23 protein-coding genes are annotated in these 24,935 nt (G+C 61.2%); 7 read left to right on the forward strand and 16 right to left on the reverse strand.

Going from position 1 to position 24,935, the window contains the following annotated elements; genetic code table 11:
* Positions 1-151 precede the first annotated feature (151 nt).
* Positions 152-721 (forward strand): ActR/PrrA/RegA family redox response regulator transcription factor, encoded by a 570-nt coding sequence (locus tag QEZ49_RS13190; RefSeq protein WP_280387571.1) that lies wholly within the window; start codon positions 152-154, stop codon positions 719-721.
* Positions 722-788: 67 nt separating this feature from the next.
* Here the strand turns inward: QEZ49_RS13190 and QEZ49_RS13195 are convergent, their stop codons facing one another.
* Together QEZ49_RS13195 and QEZ49_RS13200 are read right to left on the reverse strand one after the other, a co-directional pair.
* Positions 789-1,433 carry an MmcB family DNA repair protein gene (locus QEZ49_RS13195; RefSeq protein WP_280387572.1) on the reverse strand — a complete coding sequence of 215 codons (645 nt, stop codon included), beginning with the start codon at positions 1,431-1,433 and terminating at the stop codon, positions 789-791.
* A 136-nt stretch (positions 1,434-1,569) separates the two neighbouring features.
* Positions 1,570-1,824: a hypothetical protein gene (locus QEZ49_RS13200; RefSeq protein WP_280387573.1), complete on the reverse strand. Its 255-nt coding sequence runs from the start codon at positions 1,822-1,824 to the stop codon at positions 1,570-1,572.
* Here QEZ49_RS13200 and QEZ49_RS13205 point away from each other — a divergent pair.
* Positions 1,823-3,493: an ATP-binding protein gene (locus QEZ49_RS13205; protein ID WP_280387574.1), complete on the forward strand. Its 1,671-nt coding sequence runs from the start codon at positions 1,823-1,825 to the stop codon at positions 3,491-3,493. The genes QEZ49_RS13200 and QEZ49_RS13205 overlap by 2 nt on opposite strands.
* Positions 3,490-4,365, forward strand: a complete 876-nt coding sequence (locus QEZ49_RS13210) for a hypothetical protein (protein WP_280387575.1) — start codon at positions 3,490-3,492, stop codon at positions 4,363-4,365. Before QEZ49_RS13205 ends, QEZ49_RS13210 begins: the two co-directional genes overlap by 4 nt.
* Before the next feature lie 126 nt (positions 4,366-4,491).
* Here the strand turns inward: QEZ49_RS13210 and gyrB are convergent, their stop codons facing one another.
* From gyrB to rpsT, 6 genes are all read right to left on the reverse strand, one after another.
* Positions 4,492-6,930, reverse strand: a complete 2,439-nt coding sequence (gene gyrB / locus QEZ49_RS13215) for a DNA topoisomerase (ATP-hydrolyzing) subunit B (protein ID WP_280387576.1) — start codon at positions 6,928-6,930, stop codon at positions 4,492-4,494.
* A gap of 111 nt (positions 6,931-7,041) precedes the next feature.
* Positions 7,042-8,229, reverse strand: a complete 1,188-nt coding sequence (recF, locus tag QEZ49_RS13220) for a DNA replication/repair protein RecF (protein ID WP_280387577.1) — start codon at positions 8,227-8,229, stop codon at positions 7,042-7,044.
* A 225-nt stretch (positions 8,230-8,454) separates the two neighbouring features.
* Positions 8,455-9,573 carry a DNA polymerase III subunit beta gene (dnaN, locus tag QEZ49_RS13225; RefSeq protein WP_280387578.1) on the reverse strand — a complete coding sequence of 373 codons (1,119 nt, stop codon included), beginning with the start codon at positions 9,571-9,573 and terminating at the stop codon, positions 8,455-8,457.
* Between the two features lie 349 nt (positions 9,574-9,922).
* On the reverse strand, positions 9,923-11,509 hold the full coding sequence (dnaA, locus tag QEZ49_RS13230) for a chromosomal replication initiator protein DnaA (RefSeq protein WP_280387579.1): 1,587 nt from the start codon (positions 11,507-11,509) through the stop codon (positions 9,923-9,925).
* A gap of 134 nt (positions 11,510-11,643) precedes the next feature.
* Complete coding sequence (locus tag QEZ49_RS13235; protein WP_280387580.1) at positions 11,644-12,087, reverse strand: rhodanese-like domain-containing protein; 444 nt, start codon at positions 12,085-12,087, stop codon at positions 11,644-11,646.
* A 975-nt stretch (positions 12,088-13,062) separates the two neighbouring features.
* Positions 13,063-13,329, reverse strand: coding sequence for a 30S ribosomal protein S20 (rpsT, locus tag QEZ49_RS13240; protein ID WP_068459502.1), 267 nt, complete (start codon positions 13,327-13,329; stop codon positions 13,063-13,065).
* A 357-nt stretch (positions 13,330-13,686) separates the two neighbouring features.
* Here rpsT and QEZ49_RS13245 point away from each other — a divergent pair, with 357 nt between their 5' ends.
* Both QEZ49_RS13245 and QEZ49_RS13250 read left to right on the forward strand, forming a co-directional pair.
* Positions 13,687-14,181, forward strand: coding sequence for a hypothetical protein (locus QEZ49_RS13245; RefSeq protein WP_280387581.1), 495 nt, complete (start codon positions 13,687-13,689; stop codon positions 14,179-14,181).
* Positions 14,182-14,246: 65 nt separating this feature from the next.
* A complete protein-coding gene (locus QEZ49_RS13250) occupies positions 14,247-14,867 on the forward strand; it encodes a hypothetical protein (RefSeq protein WP_280387582.1) in 621 nt (206 codons plus the stop codon).
* A 14-nt stretch (positions 14,868-14,881) separates the two neighbouring features.
* Here the strand turns inward: QEZ49_RS13250 and mutM are convergent, their stop codons facing one another.
* Positions 14,882-15,775: a bifunctional DNA-formamidopyrimidine glycosylase/DNA-(apurinic or apyrimidinic site) lyase gene (gene mutM, locus QEZ49_RS13255; RefSeq protein ID WP_280387583.1), complete on the reverse strand. Its 894-nt coding sequence runs from the start codon at positions 15,773-15,775 to the stop codon at positions 14,882-14,884.
* Positions 15,776-15,859: 84 nt separating this feature from the next.
* Here mutM and ubiE point away from each other — a divergent pair, with 84 nt between their 5' ends.
* Positions 15,860-16,630 carry a bifunctional demethylmenaquinone methyltransferase/2-methoxy-6-polyprenyl-1,4-benzoquinol methylase UbiE gene (ubiE, locus tag QEZ49_RS13260; RefSeq protein WP_280387584.1) on the forward strand — a complete coding sequence of 257 codons (771 nt, stop codon included), beginning with the start codon at positions 15,860-15,862 and terminating at the stop codon, positions 16,628-16,630.
* Between the two features lie 76 nt (positions 16,631-16,706).
* Here the strand turns inward: ubiE and rpe are convergent, their stop codons facing one another.
* The 3 genes from rpe to QEZ49_RS13275 all read right to left on the reverse strand — a co-directional run bounded on the left by rpe (position 16,707) and on the right by QEZ49_RS13275 (position 19,498).
* The gene (gene rpe, locus QEZ49_RS13265) at positions 16,707-17,384 is read right to left on the reverse strand and encodes a ribulose-phosphate 3-epimerase (protein ID WP_280387585.1); all 678 of its coding nucleotides are present in this window, start codon (positions 17,382-17,384) and stop codon (positions 16,707-16,709) included.
* Positions 17,385-17,542: 158 nt separating this feature from the next.
* On the reverse strand, positions 17,543-18,418 hold the full coding sequence (locus QEZ49_RS13270) for a phosphoribulokinase (protein ID WP_280387587.1): 876 nt from the start codon (positions 18,416-18,418) through the stop codon (positions 17,543-17,545).
* Between the two features lie 39 nt (positions 18,419-18,457).
* Entirely contained in the window at positions 18,458-19,498 is a 1,041-nt protein-coding gene (locus tag QEZ49_RS13275; protein ID WP_280387589.1) for a class 1 fructose-bisphosphatase, read from the reverse strand.
* 367 nt (positions 19,499-19,865) lie between these two features.
* On the opposite strand from QEZ49_RS13275, the gene QEZ49_RS13280 reads away from it, so the two are divergent.
* The gene (locus QEZ49_RS13280) at positions 19,866-20,828 is read left to right on the forward strand and encodes a hypothetical protein (RefSeq protein WP_280387591.1); all 963 of its coding nucleotides are present in this window, start codon (positions 19,866-19,868) and stop codon (positions 20,826-20,828) included.
* Here QEZ49_RS13280 and QEZ49_RS13285 read toward each other — a convergent pair.
* The 4 genes from QEZ49_RS13285 to QEZ49_RS13300 all read right to left on the reverse strand — a co-directional run bounded on the left by QEZ49_RS13285 (position 20,818) and on the right by QEZ49_RS13300 (position 24,846).
* Complete coding sequence (locus QEZ49_RS13285; RefSeq protein ID WP_068459520.1) at positions 20,818-21,555, reverse strand: peptidase; 738 nt, start codon at positions 21,553-21,555, stop codon at positions 20,818-20,820. The two genes, QEZ49_RS13280 and QEZ49_RS13285, sit on opposite strands and share 11 nt — an antisense overlap.
* Before the next feature lie 53 nt (positions 21,556-21,608).
* Positions 21,609-22,424 (reverse strand): transglutaminase family protein, encoded by an 816-nt coding sequence (locus QEZ49_RS13290; protein ID WP_280387593.1) that lies wholly within the window; start codon positions 22,422-22,424, stop codon positions 21,609-21,611.
* 18 nt (positions 22,425-22,442) lie between these two features.
* Positions 22,443-23,390: an alpha-E domain-containing protein gene (locus QEZ49_RS13295; protein ID WP_280387595.1), complete on the reverse strand. Its 948-nt coding sequence runs from the start codon at positions 23,388-23,390 to the stop codon at positions 22,443-22,445.
* Between the two features lie 61 nt (positions 23,391-23,451).
* Complete coding sequence (locus tag QEZ49_RS13300) at positions 23,452-24,846, reverse strand: circularly permuted type 2 ATP-grasp protein (protein WP_280387597.1); 1,395 nt, start codon at positions 24,844-24,846, stop codon at positions 23,452-23,454.
* Positions 24,847-24,935 lie beyond the last annotated feature (89 nt).

A 24,935-nucleotide genomic window follows, 5' to 3' on the forward strand; every position in this document is an offset into this window, starting at 1 on the left:
TGCGACTTTACAAGCTATAGTTGGAGTAACACTCCCCGTGGGCCGTCCAAATCGCCAAGGCGGCCCGATCGAATCTGCCTAGAGTTATGCGTAGGAGGCGTTCGTGGAGGCGAAACACGCTGCATCCGATTCCGGATTGGCCGGAGGAAAAATGGACGAATCAGAAGATCTCTCCTTCCGACAGGACGAACTGCCCGAAGATCGCTCGCTTATCGTTGTCGATGACGACCGCGCATTTGCGCAGCGTCTCGTGCGTGCGATGGAGCTGCGCGGCTTTGAAGTGCGCGGTGCCCATTCGATAACGGAAGGCATCGATCTCATACGCGAACGTGCGCCGGCCTTCGCGGTCGTCGACATGCGTCTTGAGGATGGCAACGGCCTTGACGTCATCGCCGAGCTTGCCCGGGCCCGCCCGGATGCGCGCGCGATCGTGCTCACCGGCTATGGCAACATCGCAACCGCCGTCACCGCCGTTAAGCTGGGCGCGGTCGATTATCTCGCCAAGCCGGCCGACGCCGACGATGTGACCGACGCGCTGCTGGCTCCGTCCGACGACAAGGCGCCGCCGCCGGAGAACCCGATGTCGGCCGACCGCGTCCGTTGGGAGCATATTCAGCGCGTTTATGAGCTGTGCAACCGCAACGTGTCCGAAACGGCTCGCCGTTTGAACATGCATCGGCGTACGCTGCAGCGCATCCTCGCCAAGCGCGCTCCGAAGTAATTCGACAGACTGGAGCGCGATCGCTGTTTGCGAATGGTACGCGCGCTCTGGTTTTCTCGGTGCCATGCTAGGCGCGCTCGATATCCGGGTCCGCCAGCATCTGCAGGCTAAAGGTTGCTGCGCGCGCAAAGCGCAGTGTCATTGCCTTGCGGCGGGCAGCAGCGAGGCGTTCTTCCGGCGCCTCGCGCACAATCTCTCCGCCATATCGATCCGCCAGCATGAGCCCGGTTTCAACCGGCAATAACTCCTGCGGAAATTGCGGCGACACCGCGAAGAACAGCGCGTCGGCAAACTCCATATATTCGGGCCATTTCTGATCGACGCGAAAATCGTCAACGCACGATTTCACTTCGACGATCCAGATGGCGCCGGACGGGGAAAGGCCGACAACATCCGCGCGCCTTCCATTTGGCAGCACCAGCTCGCGAACAACCGCGAATGACATCGAACGCAGCAACCGGCCAACGCCGCGGCATACGTCGCGCGTAGTTGCGTCTCGGGAAAACGCGTCGGCGCCAGCACAGGCGGCGGCAACGTTTGCAACGACATCCGCATCACCGCTTATGGCATCCGGCGGCACAACTTCATGATGCAAAGAGGTATCCGCTACGCCGCCCATGGTGTCCGCGCGATCACAATTTTGGCCATCCGCGCCATGCTCTGCCGCGACATTGTCGCCGGTTTCCCCGGAATTTTCCGCCGTTGCCGTCATTTGACCACCATGCGTCGCTGCAATCAGGCATGACATCGGGGGTGAAGCCAACATCGCGAGTCGGTGGCGGGTGCGCAGCACCCATCGGCCTCGTCGATATTGTTTTCGCGTGTCGTGCTCTACGAATTTCGGCAACTCATCGAGGGACGGGCGCCGGCTGCATGTTCTTCAAACGCTTCATGCCAGGCAAGGGCAAGGCTGTCGCGCAGGCGACCGAAACGGACGCTGATGCGCAGAGCGGCGACGCGTCGGCATCGGCCGTGACGGATTCGCCGGCAGTCTCCAGCTCGTCAGCAACGCCCGCCAATCGCGCAAGCACAACTGAATCTGCCGCCGCAACAAAATCCAGCACGAAGCTGTGGGCCAGAAAGACCACCAAGGTCAGCAGCATGCCGATCCGGGCAATCGATGCCGCAGAGTTGGGCTTCAATACCACCGCTGAACTGACGCCATCGCCTGCTCCGGTCGGGCAGGAAAAAGCGCTTGAAGCGCTGACCTTCGCCGCCAGCATGAAGGGCTCCGGCTACCACATCCTTGTCACCGGTGAGGAAGGCAGCGGCCGCCGCACCGCAACGCGCACCATCCTGCGCAGCGTGGCCGCCGATCTGGAGCGACCGGCTGACTGGGCCTACGTCAACGCTTTCGATTCCGAAGGTGGTTTTCGCGCGCTGAAGCTGCCAACTGGCACAGCCAAGCTGCTCGCACAGAAGATGGCGCTGGCGGTTGATCAACTTGCCGAGGCGCTGCCGGCCGCGTTTGCCGCCGATGATTATGATCTCAAGCGCCGCATGATCGAGGAAGAGCACCGCTTCCGCCGCGAGGATGCACTGCAAGCCCTGCAGCAGGAAGCCGAAGCACAGAACATCGCTTTGTTGCGCACGCCAGCAGGCATTGCCGTCGCACCGATCCTCGAAGGCAAGGTTGTGAAGACGGACGTCTTCAACGCCATACCGGAGGCGATGCAGCGCGAAGTCGAGACCAAGATCGCCACCGTTGAAGCAGAACTGGCAAAAATCGTCGGCGAGCAGCCTGAAGCGGAGGAAGAACGTAGCGCACAGATCGATGCATTAACGGCCGAGATCGCCGGACGACATGTGCAAGCCGCGCTCGAAAAAGTGCACGCCGACTTCGCCGAGATCGATGCTGTTACGGATTATCTCGAAGCTGCGGGCCGCGACATGATTAGCAATGCCGGTCTGTTCGTCGCGCACGCGGAAGCAAGTGATGCCGGCAGCGCAGGCCTGACATCGCAGCGCGAAAATGGAAGCGTTCGGCTGGTGCAATCGGCAGCGGCACATCCGCGTTTTGCGCGTTATGGCGTGCATGTCATGGCTGCGCCCCTGCGCAACGGTGGCGCCCCGATCGCTGAAGAGACAAACCCAAGCTATTCGAACCTGTTTGGACGCGTTGAGCTTGCCCATGACAGCGATGGCCAGCAGCGCATCGTGCGTATTCGGCCCGGTGCGCTGCATAAAGCCAATGGCGGCTTTCTTTTGCTTGAGGCCGATGCTCTGCTGAGCGCAGGCGCTGCGGTGGCCTCGTTGCTGCGCGCGCTTGAAACATCGGAAATCCGCTTCGATCCACCAACCGATCCTGTCGGCATCGTCGGCGACGAAATCCCGGCGCTGGAACCTGTGCCGCTCAATGTGAAGCTGGTGCTGATTGCCAGCGATGCCGCTTTAAAACAGCTGAAGGCCAGCTATCCGGCCCTGATGCGCGCGTTCAAATCACGGGCGCCGTTTGCAGCCACCGTTGCAAAGTCGACTGAAAGCATCGCGAAGTTTGCGGGCCTCGTGGCGTACATCGTGGAGAAACACGATCTGCGGCCGTTCAACGCCGAAGCTGTCGCCATGCTGATAAACGAGGCGGTGCAACGGGCGGCCGATCCCGGTTTGCTTGCGCTGCCGGTCTCCGACCTGGTTGATTTGTGTCGCGCCGCTGACCATTGGGCAGACAACGAAGATCGCAAAACTGTGTCAGCGGATGATGTGGCGCACGCTTTGCAGCACTTCTACGGTGACGACGCCACTGAACACGAAACGCGCCGGGCAATGCCATGATTGCGCATGTTGCCGCCGCTGGAGAACGCAGCGGACGCGTTGTGCTTTGGCATGGCGGATCACCCACGGTCAGCCGCTTCGCCATTGATGCGGCCATGGTGCTGGGCAAGACGTTTCAGGCCGAAGTTGAAAGCCTCTATGTCGAGGATCAGCAGCTTTTCGACCTCGCGGAATTTCCATTCGCGCGCACGATCAGCATGTCTGGAGGCGATTGGGAACCGCTGCCGGTGGAAACGCTTGAGCGCAAGATGCGTGCACTCGCGGCAGCACTGCATCAACAGGTGGCGGAAGCCGCCGGCACCGCCGGTCTGCCGTGTCAGTCGCGCGTGATGCGCGATGATCCGTTGCGCGCGCTTTCGCTTGCGTGCGCGATGAACGGCCCCTGGAATGTCATTGCTGTGTGCGAGCCATTAACTGCCGGCGACAACACGCGGCTGGCAAATCTCTTCGAGCAGGTGCGCGACACCACCGGCGTCATCGTTGCCGGACCGCTGGTACGCCGTTCGGAAGGGCCCGTGGTTGCCGTGGTCGAAGAGTTCTATCGGCTAGGCCCAATGCTAAAAACCGCACTTCGCATCTCGGAAACGAATGACAATGAGGTGCGGCTTTGCGTTGTCGGCAGCGTTGCAGATGAACTTGGATGGATGGAAGCGGAAGCGCGCATACTTTGCGGCGATCCAGAGTTTGAAAGCCGCGTGAGCGTTGAAAGCGTGCTTGCCGCCAACGACGATCCTGCGCCGCTTCTAAACATGCTGCGGGTGTACAAGCCCGGGCTGGCGCTGGCGCAGTACGGCGGCCGACTGATTGCACCGGAAGCCAGCTTACGCCCTCTCACGCGCCAGTTGGAATGCCCGCTGCTATTGGTGCGATAAGCGCAATGGCGTCACGCTAGTAAAGCGTGCGGCGCGCACAACTGAAGTCAGCCGAAATTGCTAATGCCGCGCTACCTTCCGCCGTGAATGCCACGACGGAAGCAGGCGACACGTAGCCTCGCAATATCAGACGTCGAGGTTGGTGACGCTCAGCGCGTTGTCCTGGATGAACTCACGGCGCGGCTCAACCACGTCGCCCATCAGCTTCGAGAAGATCTCGTCAGCCTCGGAGCTTTCGCCGATCTTCACCTGCAACAGCGTGCGTACATCCGGATTGAGCGTCGTTTCCCAAAGCTGGTCGGGATTCATCTCGCCCAGACCTTTATAGCGCTGCAGCGACAGCCCCTTGCGGCCAGCCTCATAAATCGCATCCAGCAGCGAGCGCGGGCCGAACACATCAATGGCTTCGCTCTTGCGACGCAGCTTGGCCGGAACAGCGTAAGCTTCCGCAAGCTGCTCTTGCCGCTCGTTCAGGCGACGAGCGTCAAGCGAACCCAGCAACGCAAGATCCAGCGTATGGGCCTCGGTTACGCCGCGCACTTCACGCTTGAAATGGAAGCCATCGTTGCCGAAGCGACCTTCCCAGCCCTGCTCGGTTTCGTCGGCCATCGCGTTGAGACGGGCTGCAACTGCGCCGGCGATCTCTGTTGCCTTTGCAGCCGAGTGCTGCAGCTCAACATCGAATGCGCCAGCAATCGCTGCCTGCTCAACAACCGTGCGTGAATAGCGCGAATGCAGACCTTCCATCAGCGTCGAAACGGTGCGGGCCTGATCGACGATGGCGCGCAGGTCGCGGCCTGCACGTTCACCACTGCCGGTCACAAGCACCGCATCTTCCAGACCGGATTCGATCAGATAGTCTTCAAGCGCGTGCTGATCCTTCAGATATGCTTCCGAGCGTCCACGCGCCACTTTGTACAGCGGCGGCTGCGCGATGTAGACGTGCCCCTTCTCCACCAGTTCCGGCATCTGCCGATAGAAGAACGTCAACAGCAGCGTACGGATGTGCGCACCGTCGACGTCGGCGTCCGTCATGATGATGATCTTGTGATAGCGCAGCTTGGCGAGGTTGAAGTCGTCGCGAATGCCGGTGCCAAGCGCACCGATGATGTTCGTCACCTGCTCGGACGACAACATCTTGTCGATGCGTGCGCGCTCGACGTTGAGAATTTTACCTCGGATCGGCAGCACAGCCTGGAACTCGCGCTTGCGTCCCTGCTTTGCTGAGCCACCTGCCGAGTCACCCTCAACGATGAACATTTCGGTGTTGGTGGGATCGCGATCCTGACATTCGGCCAGGCCGCCCGGCAGCCGCAGACTGTCGAGCGCGCCCTTGCGCCGCGTCAACTCGCGTGCACGCCGCGCAGCCTCGCGGGCCAACGCCGCTTCGACGATCTTGCCGACGATAGCCTTGGCTTCCTTCGGGTGCTCTTCAAACCACTGCGAGAGCTGCTCGCCGATGATGTTTTCGACAACCGGCTTCACTTCCGAGGAAACCAGCTTGTCCTTGGTCTGGCTGGAGAACTTCGGGTCAGGCACCTTCACGGACAGCACGCACGTAAGACCTTCGCGCGCATCCTCGCCGGAAATATCGACCTTCTCCTTCTTGGCGACGCCGCTATCGACCGCGTACTTGTTGATCACACGCGTAAGCGCCGCGCGGAAACCGGCCAGATGGGTGCCGCCGTCGCGCTGCGGGATGTTGTTTGTGAACAGCAGCACGTTCTCGTGGTAGCTGTCGTTCCACCACAATGCCGCTTCAACGACAACGCGATCCTTCTCACCGGTGAGAAGGATCGGCTCCTGCAGCAGCGACTGCCGCGAACGGTCGAGATAGCGCACGAACGCGGCTGTGCCGCCCTCGTACAGCATTTCCTCGCGCCTCACGTCGGCGTGGCGTGCATCGGTCAGCACGATCTTGGCGCCGGAGTTCAGGAACGCCAGCTCGCGCAGGCGATGCTCCAGTGTGCCGAAGTCGAATTCGATTTTCGTGAAGGTTTCCGGGCTCGGGAGGAACGAGACTTCCGTGCCGCGCTCATCGCCGGCATCGCCCACCACCTGCAACGGCGCGACGGGCACACCATCGCGAAACTCGATCAGGTGCTCCTTGCCCTGACGCCAGACGCGCGCCTTAAGCCGAGTTGACAGCGCATTGACCACAGACACGCCGACGCCGTGCAGACCGCCCGAAACCTTGTAGGCGTTCTGGTCGAACTTGCCGCCAGCATGCAGCTCCGTGAAGACGATTTCGGTCGCAGACCGCTTCGGGTCGTTGTCGTCATCCTGCTTGATGCCGGTTGGAATACCGCGGCCGTCATCGCGCACAGTCGCTGAGCCATCCGGGTTCAGCGTCACTGTGCACGCCGTCGCATGCCCTGCCAGAACCTCGTCGACGGCGTTGTCGACGACCTCGTAAATCATGTGATGCAGACCCGAACCGTCGTCCGTGTCGCCGATATACATACCCGGACGCTTGCGAACGGCATCCAGGCCCTTCAGCATCTTGATGGAATCGGCGCCGTAATCATCAGGCGCGGCAGTATTTTTCGCGGGCGAAGCGCTCATAATCCGGATTGTCCCAGGGGTCATTCGGCCTTGATGCATCTATAGCACAAGGCCCCACAGAAAGCACCCTCGCAGGCGCCCTATACATAACAAAAATAGGTATTATTTCAGCTAGTTAGAAGGTGATGCGGCACCTTGCTCATACCGTGGCGCAAAAGTCTCCAAAACGCCATCGCTCACACGGCGGAATCGGGCCCTCTCGGTCAACCATGAAAACGCCTGCTCGTCGGTGCCGGTCATCCATGCCTGAACGCCAAGACGCAGTATTTCAGCGAACAATGCGGCCCTCCGATCGGCATCCAGATGGGCTGTAACCTCGTCGAGCAACAGGATGGGCGCCGCATCGCGCCGACGCGCCACAAGCTCCGCGTGGGCCAGCACAAGGCCGATCAGCAAGGCCTTCTGCTCACCCGTAGAACATAGGCGAGCGGGCATGCTTTTCGGCGCATGCGACACGATGAGATCGGAGCGGTGCGGGCCATCCAGCGTCCGCCCGGCCGCCCGGTCGCGCTCGCGCCCGGCCCGCAGCCGCTGCATGTAAACATCTTCCACCTCAACCGCCGCCATGCGCTCCAGATCCGCCTCCAGCACGCCCTCCAGAGCGAGGCTAGCAGGTGGAAACGGCGACGACGGATCGCGCGCCGCGCGCTCGGCCATAATTGCAGCCAGCCCCGTCACCGCTTCAGCACGGGCAGCCGCAATCGCAACGCCCGTCTCCGCCATCAGCAGCTCAAGGCCTTCAAAGCGGGAAGGATCGCGCACGCCGTCGGCCAACAGCCGGTTGCGCTGCTGCATCGCCCGCTCAAACCGCGCGGCGCCCGTGCGGTAATGTGGATCGAAACACAGGATCAGCCGATCGAGAAACCGGCGCCGCTCCGAGCCCGCCCCGGTGAACAGGCCGTCCATTGCCGGCGTCACCCACATCACCTCGACGAGATCGGCCAGCGCACCCGCTCCGGCGCTTTCCCCGTTGATGCGGACGATGCGGCCAGCCCGCTCGCTGCCGGCATTTTCAGCCAGCAACCCGGTGCCGATATCAACCGCGCCAACATGCGTATGCGTATGCGCTGCAACGGCCCAGCCGCCATCGCCACTGCCGCGCGCCAGATCAGGATAGGACACGCGACGCATCCCCTGCCCCGGCGTCAGCAGCGAAATCGCTTCCAGCAGATTAGTCTTGCCAGCACCGTTCGCGCCGATAAGCACCTGCGGCTCCGGACCGGCTTCAATCGTCGCGTGCGCATAATTGCGAGAGTTGGAGAGCGTGAGCCGCTCGACCCAAAGTTTTTCTGCGGACATTCAGGTTCGCTTCGCGGGTGCCGCCGGTTGCTTCTGGACCCGTCCGGCCGGGCCGAAGGGTACTCGCACTCTAGAGCCTTTCAGCACTTCGTTGAATCGCGGACAGACTCTGGCCGTTTTTCAGCGCTTCTTGCCCGAAGCACTCTACTGAGCCTCAACCCGTTGTCCAATCCACGCGCCATTACCCAGCGTGCAGGCCGGATGACGGGCCAGGAAACGGCTGATTTAAACCCGCATCGGCATCAGAACATACAGCGCGGCTTCATCGCTCGGGTCGTTCACCATCGTCGGCGAGCCCGGATCGGCCAGCTTGAAACAGGCGCGCTCACCCTCAAGCTGGCTGGCGATATCGAGCAGATACTTGGCGTTGAAGCCGATTTCCAGCGGCTGCGCGTCGTATTCGACGCCAATCTCTTCCGTGGCGCTGCCGCCTTCCGGATTGTTCACCGAAAGCACCAGCTTGTCGGGCTGGATGTTCAGCTTCACCGCCTTGCCGCGCTCCGAAGCGATGGTCGAGACGCGGTCAACAGCCGAGATGAACTCGGCGTTGGAGACCGTCATTTCCTTGTCGTTGCCCTGCGGAATGACGCGGCCATAGTCCGGGAACGTGCCGTCGATCAGCTTCGAGGTGAGCGTGACGGAACCGATCTCGAACCGCACCTTCGCGGGGCTGACTGCAACCTTCACACCGGCAGCGCTGTCTTCGATAAGACGGTTCAGCTCGTGCACGGTCTTGCGCGGGATGATGACGCCCGGCATGCCTTCGGCGCCGCCCGGCAGCGGCAGCTCAACCTGCGCCAGACGGTGACCATCGGTTGCCACCGCACGCAGGCGCGTTTCGCCTTCGCTTTGCGCGGTGTGCAAATAAATGCCGTTGAGATAGTAGCGGGTTTCTTCGGTCGAGATCGCAAAGCGCGTCTTGTCGATCAGGCGCTTCAGATCATGGGCCGCGAGCTCAAACTCCTGGCCCATCTCACCGATGCCGATGTCCGGGAAGTCTTCCGCTGGCAACGTCTGCAGAGCGAAGCGCGCCTGCCCGGCGGTGAGCGTCAGACGCTCCTTCTCGGCGTCGCGACGGATGTCGACCTGACTGCCATCCGGCAGCTTGCGGACGATGTCATGCAGCATGTGCGCTGGCACAGTGACCGCGCCGGGCTGCTGAACGTCGGAAGCGACGCTCTCGATAACTTCGCGCTCAAGGTCAGTGGCCTTGAATTCAAGCGTTCCCTCACGCGCCACCAGCAGCACGTTGGAAAGGATCGGGATCGTGGTTCTGCGTTCGACCACGCTCGTTACATGGCCGAGCGCCCGCAACAGTTCACCACGTTCAATCACAAGCCGCATGGATCGATCCTCGGCGGGTTCACATGGAACCGACTGTCCCGTTCCGCACACCCTCGGCGGAGGTCGCCCCCCGTTCGAGGTCGCAGGACGGCCAATTGGCGAGGGGAAGCTTGGCAGGACCAGAAATTGGCGGTCTTCGGTAGGATTCGCCCCAGGGCAGCATGCCCCGATGCGGCTGTCGTTTTCAAGAGCCGGCTGGGGTGCCTGCTCGCCGCATCGATAACGAAAGGTGGCCGTTTGCGGCCCTTGAGCAACAAAGGAGCGGCGCCAGACCGACGCCGCCCCTCCCCGCTAGGCCTGACCGCACCCCTCGGGGCACGGTCCTCCCGTTCCGGACGGGCCTTAGCCATCAATGGCTGAGCAGACGCTTCAGTTCCTCCAGCTCTTCCTTGAGCCGGGGGTTGCCTGAAAGCTCGCCTTCAATCTTACGGATTGCATGCAAAACCGTAGTGTGGTCGCGATTGCCGAAGCGGCGACCGATTTCCGGCAACGACCGGGCCGTGAGCTGCTTGGCCAGATACATACCGATCTGACGCGGCCACACGACCGAGCGATGACGGCGCTGCGAAAGCAGATCGCCCTTCGACACGCCGAAGTGACGCGACACGATACGCAGGATGTCCTCGATTTTGATACGACGCGGCTCAAGGCCCTGCACCAGATCGCGGATGACCGTCTCGGCAACGTCCGGCGTAATCGCCGTGCGCATGTACTGCCACGTTGCATAAAGGCGTGTGATGGCGCCCTCAAGCTCGCGGCCGCTTTCGGTCAGGCGCTCTGCCAGCAGCGAGATGATCTCGCGGCCGAGCGTGAACGATGGATCGAGCGCGCGCTTCTCGGCCAGACGCGTCTCAAGCACCTTGAGACGCAGCTCATAGTCGAGCGTTGCAATCTCGGTGACGAGACCGCGCTGCAGACGCGAACGCATACGCTCGTTGAGACGTTCAACGTGGTTGGGTGCGCGTGCCGACGCAACAACGACCTGACGGCCGCCATCCAGCAGCGAGTTGATGATGTGATCGAACTCCTGCTCGGTGCGCTCACCGTGCATGAACTCGAGATCGTCGATCAGCAGCACGTTGATGTCGCGGAACTTCTCTTTGAACGCGAGCGGATCCTGACTGCGCAGTGCCTCGACGAACTGATAACGGAAACGCTCGGCCGTGAGATACAGCACCTGTGCATTCGGCGAACGGCGCTTCACTTCCCAGGCGATGGCGTGGAGAAGATGCGTTTTGCCAAGGCCAACTGCCGAATGGAGATACAGCGGGTTGAAGCCCGGAACGCCACCCAGCGCCGTTTCGGCTACCTGTGTCGCGCCAGCGTGGGCCATGCGGTTGGAGGGCCCAACCACAAAGCTTTCGAACGTATAGCGCGGATCAAGTGGCGAGCCTTCAAAGCCACCTACACTGGTGCGGCCTGCTGGAGCCGGGGCAACAAACGTCGTGTTACGCTGAGCAGCATCGGGCTGTGCATTGTTACGCAGAGCAGCAGCCTGCTCGCTCGGAGCGGGCGCAGCCTCAACACGGGCAGCCGCCTGATTGCCCGGCTGACGCAGCGCCACCTCAACCTTTTCCGCACCCTTGAACTCAGCGCGACAGCAGTCGAGCAGATCTTCGGAATAGTGCGACTGAATCCACGTCCGCAGGAACTTCACCGGCACCGAGAAACGCACCGTGCCGCCGTCGAAGCTTTCAAACTCAAGCGCATTGAACCAGCTGGTGAAGATGTCGTCACCCAGACGGGCGCGCAGCATCGCACGCACCTTTTGACCGCGCGGCTCGTCGGTGCCGGTTGTGGTCAAAGCGGTTGTTGTCGTCGTCGAAAGAGAACCGGCTGAAATAGGTTCAGCAACAGAGCGCTCTTCCATTCCGCCCTGAGCAGCGCCCGCATAGCTGCCCGTTACGGAATGATCCGCTTTATGAATCGTATGCATGTTGTAACCCCCGCACTTGTGTAATCGAACTGTGTCGACTTGCGCCTCAAGCCTCCCAGACAAAGATCTACCGTCGCCCTCCGCCGCCGCGGGTGCGCAATGGATCTGAATCTGGGTCTTCCGTATCGGGTGCGCTAACCTTGCACCCAAGCAAGACCGGCAGCCTTCCAGCCGGCTACTTGCCCTCTATGGCGGTCAGCATCGAGAGGCCCCTCAAAGCCGTCCGCCACGTTTCTGCACTGTCGAAAGCCGGCACGCGTCATGGCTTCCGCTGCCATGCGAGAGCGTGCGCCGGATCGACAAATGAAGAGCAACTCTGTGTCTTTGGTGGCGCCCGCCGCATCGAGCGCCTGTGTCAAACGTTCCGCAAAGCCCGCATTGACGTCGCTTTCGGGATACGTCTGCCATTCAACCGTGAGAACCCGCTTCCCGATCCCCGAAAGGTCGGGCAGGCCCACGAACGTCCACTCAGCACGTGTCCGCACGTCGATCAGTACTGCGCTCTCGTCCTTACTGAGGCGTGCCCAAGCCTCTTCCACAGGCACATCCTCAATGTGGACATTTTCGAACGACTGCACTTTCGTCCTCCAACTCACAGACCGCGCTTGAACAGCGCCCCCAGTATAGTCTGCTCACACAACTAGCGTGACTAGAAAACGGCTCCCTCACCTTCCAGACGAAAGTCTGAAAAGCGACGCAAGCAACGCTACTAAGCTTCGGTAAAACCAGGACGCGGCACTATACAAACCTGGCGGCGACTGGCTCATGAACTACTGGATAAGTTCCGCCCGTCGACCTTCAGAACCGTAGCCCTTAACTGTGCGTTAAGCAAGCGCATCGGGTGCGCAAATGGCCGGTTGCAGCAGCGTGCAACGAAGTGTGAAGCGGTGGATATCCTGTGCATCTACTGCAGCTTCTGTGGATAGTCATTTGAGCAAGTTGCTGATTTGCAAAGCACTCGAACACGTGTCCAGACGCAGACAAAACTTCTCCTCCGCTACATGCACGAAACATCATTTTTAGATTGAGCAGATGACGCGCTTTTCAAGGCGCGATGTGCAGCGTCACATGAGTGCGCGACGATCAACTGCTGTGGAATCCGTCACTTATGGCTGTTCGCGACTCGTGTGTGAGAAGTGGATGGCGTGTAATCGCTGTTGCGCAGTTACCGCACCACAGCCGACGCGCGGATCTTCTCGCAGCGCTGCGCGATCCGGTCATTGCGAGTAGATTGTACGGAGATCGACGACTAGCGCGATGCAAGCTGATCGATGCGGCACAGACCGACGATGATCGCACACCTTGGGCATGGTGCGGATCGGAACACTCCGCTGGTGCTCTCTACGAGTCCGCTAAAACGTCGACACGCGCCGGGGGATCATGGCGCAGATATCGGGAGTCTGGCGACCGGTAGCGCGGAGCATTTTGCGACGCAGTGACACCAAGTCCGTCGCAAGAAAATGCGGCCAATCAAAAAAACTAAAGCGCGCGATCCGATGCCGCCGGATCGCGCGCTCTGGAAATGAAAAGGCCCTCTTTCGGGGGCCGATTTCTTAGTTCGCCATTGCCTTCACGCGGGCAGCGAGACGAGAGATTTTCCGGCTCGCCGTCTTCTTGTTCAGAACGCCCTTCTGAGCAGAGCGTGCCAGCACGGACGAAGTGCTGCGCAGTGCGGCAGCGGCGTCAGCCTGATTACCGGAAGCGATAGCTTCTTCCATCGAGCGCACAGCGGTGCGCGCACGCGAGGTGCGGGATTTGTTCACTGCCGTGCGGCGGAGCGTCTGACGTGCCGCCTTCTGTGCCGACTTCGTATTGGCCATAGTCCTTCGTTCCTCTAGATCACCCTGCCATCTCCTGACGGCGGGCGTTGTTAGCCGGGCCGCTCGCCCCCAAAGGCGGCTCGGCCCAAACGCGCTGGCCGCCCGGAGCACGGAGCTACGAGCGGCATCATGAGCGTTCGTATAGACGCGACAAAGTGTAGGGTCAACGGCGCTCGCACACTGACAAGTATCTTATGGGACTTGCCAGAACGCTTAACCCAAGGCTCTCCTAGCCACGGTTACTGAATACTTAACAACCCAGCAGGAGGCACGATGTCGGCTTGGCTTTGGATCTTAACTCTTTTGGTAGGCACCGCCGCCGTCACGTGGAGCACCCTCCAGGGCCAGGAAGCCCATATGCTTGTAACCGCCTTGACCTGCCTCGTTTTCGCGCTTCTGGGCATCTGGCAGCGCCGCCGTCTGGTGGCCGCGGGCGCGGGCGAGGCCGCTCTGGCCGGCAGCACCTCCAGCTCGATGGGACTGGTCTGGGCCTGGGCCGGCCTGTGCATGCTGTTCACCTATCAGCTCGTCCTGAGCTGGCATGAATGGTGGCAATACGTGCTGGCTGGCCTTGGTGTTGCGGCGCTGTGCCTCGGCTTTGCAGCCATGATGGGCAAGGATGCTGCGGCAGGCCGCACCGATGAGCCGATGCTGAAGATCGCCCGCTACCTCACCATCGGCCAGTTCGCCGGCATGATCATCGCCATGGTCGGGATGTATATCGACAACAAGATGCCGCGCGATCCGAGCGAGCCGGACTGGGCCGCCAACGCCGTCTTCTTTTTTGGCGCTGCGGCCCTCGCCGTACTGAGCGGCTATGCGCTGTGGGGACCGCAGGCGCGCCGCGCCTGACGCGTCACGTCATCATTCGCTGACCATCACCGCTCCAACCACAGACGCAAAAACGGAAGCAACAGATGCCCACCGGACCACGCCAGCGGCTTCTGTTGCCCGCCGTGCTACTTGCCTTCGTCGTCAGCATCCTCATCTGCGTGTCGGCGGCCAATCGGCACTCATCCGTTGTGATGGGGCTCGCTGTCGCACTGTTCTCGGCGCAGGTGCTGATGTCGGCGCTGCGCGTCAACCTGCCGTTATGGAACGGCGCAACGCTCTCCTCCGCCGGACGCACCTGGGGCTGGAACAACTCGCTACTCGCCATCACAGCTTACAGCTGGGGCGCGGCGGCGATGTTCAGCATCTACGGGTTGTCGGATCTCAACTGGCGCCACTGGTGGCAGTATGGTGCAGCGATGGCGCTGCTGGCGGTGATCGCATACGGATGCGCGCATGTTCTGCTGGGCCGCGATGACAAACAACCGACACTACCTGCCCTGCAAACTCTTGCCGGCATGACGCTGATGCAAGGAATCGCCGCGATCGCGGGGCTGGCATATCTCGTCGGCACCGGTGCGCTCGACACCATCAAAGACGACTGGGCCGCCAATCATGTATTTCTGGCCGGCGGCATCACGATTGCGCTGCTATCGCTGTTTTCCTGGCTGACGTATCGACGCCTGCTCCGGCAAGCGGCAGCGTAACGCGCCGCAATCAATCAGCGCTGGCAACGCGGGCAGTAGAACGTCGAACGACCGCTCTGCACCAGACGCTCAATCGTTCCGCCGCAACCCTCGCGCGGACATTTTTTGCCAGCCCGATTGTAGACGGCAAACCGGTGCTGGAAGTAGCCCAGCTTGCCATCGGTATGGCGGTAATCGCGCAGTGACGATCCGCCCGCGCCAATGGCATCATTCAGCACATCGCGGATCGCCGTAACCAGCGCCTCGGCCTTAGCGGTTGGCTTACCCGTCGCCGTCGCAATTGAAGCGGCGCCACGCGTTGGCAACAGATGCGCGCGATACAGCGCCTCGCACACATAGATATTGCCGAGCCCGGCGATGATGCGCTGATCGAGCAAAAACGCCTTCAGGTCGGTGCGCTTGCCATGCGCCTTGGCGGCAAGATGCGCCGCGGTCAGTTCCTCGCCCAGCGGTTCGATGCCGAGTTGACGCAACATCGGATGGGTGTCGCGCTCCTCCGGCTCAACCAGAAGCATAAAGCCGAAGCGCCGTGGATCGTTGTAGGTGACGGTCGCCCCATCGCTCATATGGAACACGACGTGGTCGTGCGTCCCCCGGCTGGTGGGCACCACCAGCTTGCCGCTGCGGCTGATTTTCTTGCCGCGCGCCTTCTCACTTTGGCTGATGAGGAAGCTGCCGGTCATGCCGAGATGCATCAGCAGCAGCGCGCCATCGGAAAGGTGCGCCAGCAGATACTTGCCGCGCCGCTCCAGGCTTTCGATGGTCCGCCCTTCCAGCCGCCCGGCGAAGTTCTCCGGCAACGGAAAGCGCAGGTCCGGCCGCCGCTGCTCCACATGCTTGATGGCGTGCCCCACCATCGCAGGCACCAGACCACGGCGTACGGTTTCGACTTCGGGCAATTCCGGCATGGATAAGCGACTTGTTAGGGCTGGTTTGAGGCTGAGGCAGCACGGAGCATAGCGCGGCCTCGCGGGCTTAGCTATGGTGCCGCCATGAGCAACGCATCTCCGAACGACACATCCACCACCTTTGGCTTCCGCGACGTTGAGGCAGAGCAGCGTCAGGGTCTCGTCAACGGCGTATTTGCCGCCGTGGCGGATCGCTATGACGTGATGAACGACCTGATGTCGGGCGGGCTGCACCGGCTCTGGAAAAGCCACTTCATCAATGAGCTGAACCCGCCGCGCGGCGCAACGCCATTCCGGCTGCTGGATGTAGCTGGCGGCACGGGCGACATCAGCCTGCGCTACGCAGCCAAAGGCGGCCCTAACGCCACCGCGGTGCTGTGCGACATCAGCCCGGAGATGCTGGCTGTCGGCCAACGGCGCGTCACCGAAGCGGGCATGCAGAACCGCATCGAGCTGGTGGAAGGCAACGCTGAGGTGCTGCCGTTCGAAAGCGGCGCGTTCGACGCCTACACGATCGCGTTCGGCATCCGCAACGTCACGCACATCGACAATGCACTGGCCGAAGCTTATCGCGTGCTCAAGTTCGGCGGACGCTTTCTGTGTCTCGAATTTTCAGAGGTGCAGACGCCGATCCTCGATCGCCTCTATGACTTCCATTCGTTTGAGGTCATTCCGCGTCTGGGGCAGGCGGTTGCGGGCGACGGAGATTCCTATCGCTATCTGGTGGAGAGCATCCGCAAGTTCCCCAATCAGGAACGCTTCGCCGGCATGATCCGCGATGCGGGTTTTGCGCGCGTCAGCTATCGCAATCTGACCGGTGGCGTTGCTGCCATCCACTCAGGCTGGAAGATTTGAGCCGCGCAGCGAGCGCGGCGGGACGTCGATCCTGCATCTCCCGCCGTAAAAAATCCGCAACGCTCAATGGCGCGCATCACTTGATGGCGGCATCGCCCGCAGCACGAATGGCATCGATGTTAGCGGCGTAGGATTCACGCGTGCCGCCCTTGAACACCGCTGAGCCGGCCACCAGCACATTGGCGCCCGCCGCCGTAACCAGACCTGCGGTTTCAGGCGTCACGCCGCCGTCGATCTCGATGTCGATCGGGCGATCGCCAATCATTGCCTTCACGCGACGGATCTTCTCGACCACCGCCGGAATGAAGCTCTGGCCGCCGAAGCCTGGGTTCACCGTCATCAGCAGAACGAGATCGAGACGGTCCAGCACGTAGGAAATGACATCCTCCGGCGTCGCCGGATTGAGCGACACGCCCGCCTTTTTGCCCAGCGCGCGGATGGTCTGCAGCGAGCGGTCGAGATGCGGCCCTGCTTCAGCGTGAACGGTGATGATGTCCGCGCCAGCATCGGCGAATGCCGCCAGATATGGATCAGCGGGCGCAATCATCAGGTGGACGTCGAACACCTTCTGCGAATGCGGGCGCAATGCCTTGATGACGGGCGGCCCAAACGTGATGTTGGGCACGAAATGGCCATCCATCACATCAAGGTGAATCCAGTCCGCACCGGCCGCCTCGACGGTTTCAACCTCTTCCTTGAGGCGGCTGAAATCGGCCGAGAGGATAGACGGAGCAATCGTCACCGAACGGGCCATGTGCGCATTCCTTCAGAAGCGATAAGCAAAATCCTGCTGCGCACCTTTTAGCGGCGTCGAACGGCTTCGTCTCGCCACCAAGGCCCGCTGCGCGGAAAAACCGTTAGCGACGGATCGCCCCAATCCGCACCCCCAGAGCCCCCACCGGGCGCCTCTCACTAGGAGGCCCGGCGCCGCCGTTCCACCAGCTTAAGGATATGCGGCGTCAGAATGAGCTGCATGCCGAGATCCAGTTTCGCGCCGGGAATGACGATGGAGTTGGCGCGCGACATGAAACTGCCTGGGATCATCGACAGCAGATATTGAAAATCGATACCGCGCGGATCGCGGAAGCGGATCACCACCATCGATTCATCGGCCGTGGGAATCCAGCGGGCGACAAACGGGTTTGATGTATCGACCGTCGGCACGCGCTGGAAGTTGATGTCGGTATCGGAGAACTGCGGGCAGATATAATTCACATAGTCGGGAATGCGCGTCAGGATCGCCTCGACCGACTCTTCGTGAGAATGCCCGCGAATGGATTTGTCGCGAATGAGCTTCTGTATCCACTCCAGATTGATGACCGGCACAACGCCGATCTTCAAATCCGCATGCTGCGCGATATTGACGTTGGGCGTCACTGCGGCACCGTGCAGCCCTTCATAAAACAGCAGATCAGTGCCGCGCGGAAAATCCACCCATTCGGTGAAAGCTCCAACGGGCGCGTTGTGGATCGCCGCATCGTGCTCATCGTGGATGTAATGCCGGGTGCGGCCGCGCCCGTTCTCAGCGTAGTTGCGGAACACATCTTCCAGTTCGGCCAGCAGATTGGCTTCCTCGCCGAAGTGGCTGAAATGCAGATTGCCCTGCGCTCTCGCCTCGACGCTTTTCTGCTCCATCTCCGCACGGCCATAGCGATGGAACGCATCGCCTTCGATGAAGGCGGCGCTGATGTGTTCCCGGCGAAAAATGTTTTCGAACGTCTGGCGGACAGAAGTTGTGCCTGCGCCCGACGAGCCTGTGACCGAGATTATGGGATGCTTGGCTGACATAGCGGTGGCAACACTGCCTTATATTTATTGATTAACTTGTTAAAACCGCAGAAGCCCCCTGCGACTGAACAATGGCGAGCGCTCTCCACGGATCTGCAAACCGTCATGCAACCGTGCCGCATGCTCTACCTCTTTGCGCGATCCCGCAATCAGGGGAATGCGCTGATGCAGAGATTTCGGCGATACCTCCAGCAAGCGCTCCTTGCCGGTCGAAGCGGCACCACCCGCCTGCTCGACCACCCACGCCAGCGGACTGGCTTCATAGATGAGCCGTAGACGGCCGTTGCGGAACTCACGGCGTTTGTCGCCCGGATAGAGATAGATGCCGCCGCGCGAAAGGATGCGATAGAAATCCGCCACCGGCGAACCGGTCCAGCGCATGTTGAAGTCGCGCCCACGCGGGCCTTCCTTGCCGCGCCGACAGTCATCAATGTAGGTGCGGACAGGATCATCCCAATGGCGCGTATTGGAATCGTTGACCGCGTATTCGCTCGTCCGCAGCGGTAATTCCACTTTCGGATGCGTCAGCAGAAACGTGCCGGAGCGGCGATCGAGAGTGAAGATCTGCGTGCCCGCGCCAGCCGTGGAAACCAGCACCGTCTGCGGCCCATACAGAAAGAATCCGCCCGCCAGCTGATTTACGCCGCGCTGCAAAAACGCCGACGGATCATCGTTGTGCTCCAACGCGGGCAGTACGGTGAAAATGGTGCCGATGGAGGCGTTGGCGTCGATGTTGGATGAACCGTCCAGCGGATCAACCGCCACCAGCAAGGGCGCCTTGGCATCCAGCAGCAACGGCGCTTCCATCTCTTCAGAAGCCAGCGCAGCAACCGGCGCCTTGCGCAGCACGTCGATCAGCAGGTTGTTGGCGACGAGATCGATCTCTTTCTGCTCGTCGACGTCGCCTTTCAGGCCGGTGAGCCTGCCCATGGGGCCCGCCAAAGCGCCGAGCGCCAGCAGATCCGACAGCTCCACAGCCGCTGACGCCAGGGCCTCCATGGTTGCGGCAATCGCCAGCCGCGCCGGCCGGTTACCAGCCCAGCCGCTAAAATAAGCCGCAAGCGTTAGTGGCTGCTCCATCCCTTTGCCGCCCCTCCCAGCTCCGCGCCGCAACGCAAAACGCGTTGGGGGACGAATATCAGGCACGGGTTCTATGCCACGCCACAGCTGCAGGGGCGAGGACCGATGAGCGAACAGGGATGCATTTTCAGCCGTTGCAGATGGGCGCGATCAGGACACAGTGGGCCAGAAACAGGCCGCCAGCCGGCACGCCCAGGCACTATACAGTTGACCTGCGCGCCACAACCTATGATTGAATTTAGTTGCGAAGCTCCATCCCGACGGCACCCTCTTTTCCGGACTGCGCAACCCACCAATCCATTTTCAGCCACTCAATTCCACCCGCGTGAACATCCGGTCCATTCTGCTGCTGAGACTGCTAACCCCCTTGGATCAGGTGGCCATCTGGGGCCTCACCCTGGCCGTGGGCGTGCTCAGCTTCACCGGCCCCGCCTATATGCTGCTGCTGTACAGCCACGCGCTGCCGGGCGGCGATCCAATTCTGTTGCTTCAGCTCACGGCTGCCATGCTGGCGCTCTACGCCGTCACGGGTTGCATCGACGCCGTACGCCAGCTTGTGCTCCTGCGCCGTGCGCGCGCCATCGATGACCGCGTGATGGCCATGCCCGCAACCCAGCTTCCGCCATTACACGAGCTGGACCGCCTGCACATCTTCCTGAGCGGACCGGCGCCAGCAGCGATGTGTGATCTTCCGTTCCTTCCGCTATACCTCGCAGCACTCTGTTGGCTGCATCCGTGGCTCGGTGCATTCGGCACCGTTGCTGCGATGGTCATCGCGCTGTGCTGGCTTGCCGGTAATCGCAAGCACGCAAGTGGCGCCGCAAACGCGCTCGAATTGATGCAGCAAAGGGCAACTCTGGCCGCCCAACTTGCGGACACGTCGCCAAGAACCGCGCAATCGCGCATGGCAGCAAGCCGCGCATTGAAAATCGTGCATCACAGATTACGCATCCATCAGGATACGCAGCCGGGACCATGGTGGAGGGTGACACTGCGATCACTGCGTCCAGCGCTGCAATCGACCATGCTCGGCTTGGCAGTCTGGCTTGCGGCGACCGGCGCATGTCATCCGATGGCTGTTCTCGTCGCCGCAATGCTGCTGCCACGTATTGTCGGACCGCTGGAAACAACGCTGGCACAGCGCGACGCGCTTGGCGCCGTGCGCGCAATTGCAAAGCACATCGAGGCGACGTGCGGTCAGCCTCCGTCCGGCGTGACGAAACCGATTGTCATTCCGATGAACAGCAAAATGGCATCATCGGCGGAGGGTAAAATCGCTGTCAGGTCGTCGCGAGGCGATGCATCGGCCCAGGCTGAGATCAGACGTTGAACTCGTCAATCGTCGTGAACGCCATCCGCAATGCCTCCGACCACGAAGCCGAAAGATTGCGGAAATATTCGTCATCCTGATGGATGCGCTTCTCCCTGCGGATCTCAAGACTGTCGCGCTCGTACAGCAGAATGTCGATCGGCATGCCGACCGACAGGTTCGAGCGCAGTGTGGAATCAAAGCTCAGCAGCATCAGCTTTGCCGCCTGCCCCAGACGCATGCCCGGCTGCGCTACGCGATCCAGTATCGGCTTGCCATACTTGTGCTCACCAATCTGCAGGTATGGCGTCTCCTCGCTGGCTTCGATGAAGTTACCTTCCGAGTAGATCTGAAACAGCCGCGGCTTCTCCGTACCGATCTGACCGCCCAGAATGATCGACGCAGAGAAGCCTGCGCGCGTCGCTTCCAGCGATGGTCCGTCGATCGTGCGCACGCTGCGCACAGCATCCCCGACCAGCCTCGCGGCCCGATACATCGACGGCACCGTGTAGAGCGATTGATGATCCGGGTTGCCATCGCCTGACGATATCTGCTCGTTCAGCAAGCTGATGACCGACTGAGTAATCGAAAGATTACCCGCCGTCAGCATGACGATGACCCGGTCGTCCTGCTTGCACCAGTAATGCAGTTTGCGGAACTGGCTGATGTTATCGACACCGGCATTCGTGCGGGTATCGGACGCAAAAACGAGGCCCCGGTCGAGGCACATTGCGACGCAGTAAGTCATCAGTCAGTTCCCATCATCAGGCCGCCGCGGCGACCCGTTGAGATTATTCTCGGTCACTGCTGTTGCGCACTGCTTTGCTGCTGGACTTCTACGAAGACGTCAAGGTTCTCGTTACCGCCCCCGGTACGATTGCCGGTTATCGGCGCCGCCGAGAGCGAGTCCAGTCCGCAACCCAGCCGGATATAGCTTTCCGTCGGGCAGATCTGGTTGGCCGGATCGAAGCCCAGCCAGCCGAGGCCATTGATATAAACCTCGGCCCAGGCGTGCTGCGCCTCCGAGCCCAGCACGTCGCCGGTCAGGAAGTAGCCGCTGACATAGCGCGCCGGAAACCCCATCAACCGCGCGGCAGAAATGAAGACGTGCGCATGATCCTGGCAGACACCACGGCCAACGCGCAACGCCTCCGCGGCGCTGGTCGAAGCCGTTGTAGTGCCCACGGCATATTCCACCCGCTCGCCCACAAGGCGCATCAGATCATGCATCCGGTCGATTGGATCGGCCTGCGCGACATCGGCCACCAGCGCGCGAATGTTGCTATCCGGTGCAGTCTTTGGCGTTTCGCGCAGGAATATGCGGACCGGTGCCGCCTCCATCAGCCCGCGTACCAGCCCGGACTTGTCCTTCGTCTCAACCACACCGCGCGCGATGATGGAGATCTCATCATAGGAACGCGGAATTGAAACGAGGTGCGATACATTTCCGAACGCATCGCGATACTGCACCGCGCCAGCGATTTCCGGCATCTCGACACGCCAGCTCAGCACCTTCTGACCTTCGAACGAAGGCGGAGTAAGCCGCAGCGTGTGCACGCTGCAGGAAGCGGGAAGGCCATACGTGTAACGGGTGACGTGACCGATGGATATAAGCATGCGCCGGCGCCCTTTCCTTCAGCCGTTGAAATGATAGGCATCGGCCACTTCATTGCCGAGCCGATTGTTACGTGAGATGAAATCTTCGATGAACTCGTGCAGGCCGGACTGGAAGATGTTGTCGATGTTGCCCTTCGCCAGCCGCTGGCGCGTGCCCGTTGCCGTGCCGTGACACGCATGCTGATCGCCGTAGTACTCGGCGAGATCATCCAGCGTCACGCCGATCTGCTCGTAGCACGAGCGCAACGAACGCGGCATCGCCTGGTTGAGAATGAGGTACTCGGCGATGCGCCAGGGCTTGTAGTTTTCCTTGTAAACCCAGCGGTAACTGCGGTGCGCCGAGACAGAGCGCAATATCGCCGCCCACTGCACCGCATCGATGCCGCTGCCTACCATTTCCACATGCGGCAGCAGCACGTAGTACTTCACGTCAAGAATGCGCGATGTGTTGTCGGCCCGCTCCAGAAACGTGCCGAGCTGCATGAAGAAGAATGTGTCGTTGCGCAGGATAGTGTTCAGCATCGCACCACGATACAGCGCCGAACGTGAGCGCACCCAATCCAGAATACGCGGCAACTCGCCGGCGGTTACGCTCTCCGGCTTGATAGCGGAAAACTCGATCCACGCCGCGTTGAGACTCTCCCACATGTCGCGCGTAAGCGATGTGCGCTGCGCGCGTCCATTGCGCCGCGCCGCAGCCAGACACGACTTCACGCTGGATGGATTGGAACAATCGAACAGCAGGTAATTTATGACATCGCGCGTTGAGAGAGTTTCGTGCTTGTCGAAGAAACCCTGCGCGCAGCCCGCACTGGCCAACGTCGAACGCCACTCTTCGTGCGCGCCCTCGCCATCGCGCGGCAGCAGCACAATGCGGTAGCCCACCTCGATCAAGCGAGCCATGTTCTCAGCCCGCTCCACATAACGGGCGAGCCAGTAAAGATCGTTGGCCGTTCGTCCTAGCATTTATACGCGCGCCTCAATGTTGCTTCGCGTTGTCATTTTGGTATTTGCGCAACGTGTTTGCTCAGTCCTGCAATACCCAGGTGTCCTTGGTGCCTCCGCCCTGACTTGAGTTCACAACCAGCGATCCGGCGCGCATCGCCACGCGCGTCAGCCCGCCGGCAGTCATGCGCACTTCATCGCCCACCAGCACGAACGGACGCAGATCGAGATGTCGCGGCGCGACGCCCGTCTCTACCATGGTGGGGCTTGTAGAAAGCGCCAGCGTTGGCTGCGCGATGTAGTTTGAGGGGTTTGCCGTCAGCTTGGCGCGAAACGCTTCGATCTCGCTGCTCGACGCGGTCGGGCCCACAAGCATGCCGTAGCCACCCGAGCCATGCACTTCTTTCACCACCAGTTCCGGCAGGTGCTCAAGCACATACTTGAGATCGTCGGCCTTGCGGCAGTTATAGGTCGGCACGTTCTGCAGGATCGGCGCCCGGCCGGTGTAGAACTTGATGATCTTCGGGATGTAGCTGTAGATCGCCTTGTCATCCGCGATGCCACCGCCGGGTGCGTTCACAATCGTAACGCGACCTGCACGATAGAGATCGAAAAGTCCCGGCACGCCCAGCACCGAATCCGACCGAAACACCAGCGGATCGAGGAAGTCGTCGTCGATCCGCCGATACAGCACATCAATGCGGCGCGGACCCTGCGTGGTCTTCATTTGCAGATAGCCATCGATCACCGCGAGATCACGTCCCTCGACCAGCTCGACGCCCATCTGATCGGCCAGGAACGAATGCTCATAGTACGCACTGTTGAACTGACCGGGCGTCAACAGCGCAATCGTCGGCTCGCCCTTCAGACCGGTTGGCGCGACGCTTTCCAGCGTTTTAAGCAGGTTTTCCGGGTAATTCTCGACCGGCGCCACGCGGTTGCGCGCAAACAGATCCGGAAACATGTGCATCATCGTTTCGCGGTTTTCGAGCATGTAGGAGACGCCAGAAGGCGTGCGCGTGTTGTCCTCCAGCACGAAGAAATCGCTCTCGCCCGTGCGCACGATGTCGATGCCGATGATGTGGCTGTAGATGCCGAGCGGAACTGACACGCCCATCATCTCCGGCACGAACGCCGAGTTCGAAACGATCAGCTCTTCCGGCACCTTGCCTGCGCGGATGATCTCCTGCCGGTGATAGATATCGAACATGAAGGCGTTGAGCGCGCGCACGCGCTGCTCGATGCCCGCCGCCAGCTTGCGCCACTCGGCAGCGGAGATGATGCGGGGAATGATGTCGAACGGGATGAGCCGCTCCGATGTGTCCTCGCTGCCGTAAACAGCGAAGGTGATGCCAGTTCGGCGGAACATCGTTTCTGCGTCGGCGAGCTTCTGCCGGAGATCGCCGAGCGCCTGCGTGCCCAGCCATTCTGCAACCGCGTGATAGGGCGGCCGTACGCCCTCGCCGCTACCGTACATTTCGTCAAAAGCCTTGCGCTTTGGCTGGGCCCTGACCTGTGTCTGCTCTTGATGCAACGTTCGCCCCATTGCTAAGCAACGTCGCATCA

Origin of the sequence: Hyphomicrobium sp. D-2 (assembly GCF_029872155.1) — a bacterium.
Classification (GTDB): Bacteria; Pseudomonadota; Alphaproteobacteria; order Rhizobiales; family Hyphomicrobiaceae; genus Hyphomicrobium_A.